The 2645-nt window shown below is 54.4% G+C and carries 5 protein-coding genes; all 5 read right to left on the bottom strand.

Annotated features, from left to right (window positions below):
- Window positions 1-110 precede the first annotated feature (110 nt).
- The 5 genes from KJ653_06450 to KJ653_06430 all read right to left on the bottom strand — a co-directional run bounded on the left by KJ653_06450 (window position 111) and on the right by KJ653_06430 (window position 2429).
- On the bottom strand, window positions 111-683 hold the full coding sequence (locus tag KJ653_06450; GenBank protein MBU0685467.1) for a hypothetical protein: 573 nt from the start codon (window positions 681-683) through the stop codon (window positions 111-113).
- Entirely contained in the window at window positions 644-808 is a 165-nt protein-coding gene (locus KJ653_06445; GenBank protein ID MBU0685466.1) for a hypothetical protein, read from the bottom strand. Before KJ653_06445 ends, KJ653_06450 begins: the two co-directional genes overlap by 40 nt.
- Before the next feature lie 423 nt (window positions 809-1231).
- On the bottom strand, window positions 1232-1576 hold the full coding sequence (locus KJ653_06440; GenBank protein ID MBU0685465.1) for a DUF3467 domain-containing protein: 345 nt from the start codon (window positions 1574-1576) through the stop codon (window positions 1232-1234).
- Between the two features lie 2 nt (window positions 1577-1578).
- Complete coding sequence (locus KJ653_06435; GenBank protein MBU0685464.1) at window positions 1579-2070, bottom strand: winged helix-turn-helix domain-containing protein; 492 nt, start codon at window positions 2068-2070, stop codon at window positions 1579-1581.
- A 53-nt stretch (window positions 2071-2123) separates the two neighbouring features.
- Window positions 2124-2429, bottom strand: a complete 306-nt coding sequence (locus KJ653_06430) for a hypothetical protein (GenBank protein ID MBU0685463.1) — start codon at window positions 2427-2429, stop codon at window positions 2124-2126.
- Between the last annotated feature and the right edge of the window lie 216 nt (window positions 2430-2645).

Raw genomic sequence — 2645 nt, 5'->3', positions numbered from 1 at the left:
GGGTCTGCGAGACCGTCTCAGTCGTGGTGCGACGAATGAGGGCCCTGACTTGAGCATTCATGGACTTCAGACGCTGAGAAGATCATGAATAGCGCTGTGTTTCCTTTGTCTCAGAGGAATCTCACTAATTGAAGCAGCCCTGTCTTGTCGTCGGTCTGCAGCTCTCCGAACCCGTTAGCCTTGTAGAACTCGACCAAGTGCGGAATGTTCTTGCAGTCAACCCTCACGAATCTCCCTCCAACAAGATCGTGCGCTATCTTGAACATACTCAGGGCGTACTCGATAAGCTCCTTGCCCTGGGTGTCGCCCTCATAGGTGTCGTTCTTGGCGAGTTGGCCGATTAGATAGCATGGGGTTTCGCTGTCCTCGAAAATGCCGCTCAGCCTCTTTCTCCTGCTCCTCGAAACGGTATCACGGATCTTCATGCTTGAGAGCGCGATTGAGAAATAGGCTAGTACCTTCAGCTTCCTCTCTCTCGCAGATTCGCGCCTCACAACAATGTAGGTCCTACTCTTGTGAGCCTTCTCAAAAGGGATGGCGTTCTCCTTTAGGAACCTCTCAACGTCAGGGTCACGTTCGCATTTGAATGAAGATAAATCCTTCGATACAACAGACTCGTCCGAATCGGCGCTGAGAATCTCCCTCAGCGAGAATATCTCTTCTTCAGCAATACTCGACCACACTCAAGTTTCCTAGAAATGTCGACCTTCTTGATGGCCTTGTGGCTCTCCTTCGCTGCTTTGATGATTGTCAAGGCAGCCTTGTCGTCCTTTATTTCCAGAGGTCTGCTGAATGAGATGGTCGCCATTCTTTCCACTTCGCAGCAATGCTTCTTTCAGATACTAGTATTGCTAGTACTACAACTAGTATTCGAGTTCATATAGTCTACGACACAGCTTACACGACTGGCGAACCAGGATGGTCATTTCCTGCAAATGGACCATCCCGTAACTACGGTTTGAACACCTGCGGAAGACAGAAGCGGCCTTGACCCTTGGTTACCCTTACATTCTCATGGATTTCCTATTTGTGTGTGATTTGTAATGGTAAGGAGAGAAGCATCACAAAGGGGCATCTTAACATGGATGGGCGGCGGTGGCCTATAGAGGAGGCGAAGACCTGGACCGCCGTTCCCCTCATATTCCGACGAAATCGTTGGTCTTCCCTGGGTTGTGAGGGCAAGAATGAGCGGGGCCAGGGTCGTGCGAGGCGCAGGTCGAGCACGGGCTTGTCACTGAGCCCGTCTGCCCTCGGTCAACTTCTCGATCCCTCCACCGCGTATTGCCTTTCTGAGGACGTCTTGAAGGACCTCCCCAAGTTTCTGCGCGGCTACATGCGACATGTAGATCCTGGTCCCGTTGACGACTGACTTGCCGTCCTTCTTGAACCCGGGCATCTCGAGGAAGTCGACACAGACGTCCCTCGGCGATGCCTGCACGTATGCGAGGTTGGAGTAACGTGTCACGGTGATGTCAGGCGTCAGTTCCTTCGGGTCGGATCTGTAGATCTCCTTGAGGTCGATCGTGACCTTCTCTGCCTGAACGACTGCTTTCACACGCCTCTTTCCATTTGCCATTGTCACGCCTCCTGAATCACAGTGTCTGAGCCCTCATTCGCCGAGAGCGCTCGTTCGTATTTTGGCATCTCGTACCTGTTGAAAGTCGATCCTTCTGCAAGGACGACCTCGACCTTGGTCGGAATGCTCTCGCAGTAGTGCTTCACGGCGTCGTCCATCGCTGCGCTGCCAGTCCTCTCATCAAGCACCGCGTAGCTCAGGAACGTGAGCGTCGTGAGCTTCCTGGAATCCAGACTGGCGCGGTAGAGAGGCCTTCTGCGGACAGACGAGACGTTCCTGATGATCCCGTGTTCCAAGAGAACGGCCAGCCCTTTCCTCACGCTGGGGTCTGAGAGGCCTGTCAGCTCCATGAGCTCCTTCTGGGTGTAATCCGAGTATGGGTCGGCGACTATCTCCTGCAGGACCCTGAGCTCCGCCGTGTCCCCGAAGAGGCCGTCGAATGGACTGTCCAGAGGCTCCGTCGGCTCATGAGCTCGTCTGTCTTCTGACATCATGCTGCGCTCCCTGACTCATACCTCAATACATTCAATCGTATATTTATTTCTGCTTATCTTAACTTCTCTTTTGATTTCAGGGACTGAGAGTGATGCGGGACCTCGACATCATGGAGGCTGGCCCATAGGTCGGCCCATCGCGTGTCCTTCAGCCAGACTACTTTGTCGCCCCTGCCCGGGACGACCGAGATCCTCCCCTGACCCCATTCGGAGACCGACGGGGCCAGGTCCAGGCCGAGATGGCGCATCTTCCTCTCGCAGGTGGTCAGATGCTTGGCCCCGCCGTTCCTCTTGAGCCATCCCAGGAAGATCGCTCCGACCCGTCCCGGGTCCGGTCCTTCGATCTCGTCCTCCCCCATGTAGACCCCTCTCTCCTTGTGCGTCCGAGGGAATACCCCTGCATTCGGAGTGAGCGAATGTGGTCCCGTATTCAGGGATGTTTGAACATCTCGCTGATGGCACATGCTGCTTGAAGGACGGCTGTGTGGGTTCACACCACAGTTGCACAACCCATGCGGTTCGGCGGATTCATCGTCTTTCTACGATCTGTGAAGGCAAGGTAAAGGCATGACAGG

The sequence above is a fragment of the Candidatus Thermoplasmatota archaeon genome (genome assembly GCA_018814355.1).
GTDB lineage: Archaea > Thermoplasmatota > Thermoplasmata > UBA10834 > UBA10834 > COMBO-56-21.
Note: the sequence above shows the minus strand (reverse complement) of the source record. Positions and strands in the feature narration are given on the sequence as shown.

Bases quoted from the DNA above. Each gene is read 5' to 3' on its own strand.
- KJ653_06430 (MBU0685463.1), bottom strand. From the start codon at position 2,429: ATGGGGGAGGACGAGATCGAAGGACCGGACCCGGGACGGGTCGGAGCG.
- KJ653_06440 (MBU0685465.1), bottom strand. From the start codon at position 1,576: ATGGCAAATGGAAAGAGGCGTGTGAAAGCAGTCGTTCAGGCAGAGAAG.
- KJ653_06435 (MBU0685464.1), bottom strand. From the start codon at position 2,070: ATGATGTCAGAAGACAGACGAGCTCATGAGCCGACGGAGCCTCTGGAC.
- KJ653_06445 (MBU0685466.1), bottom strand. From the start codon at position 808: ATGGCGACCATCTCATTCAGCAGACCTCTGGAAATAAAGGACGACAAG.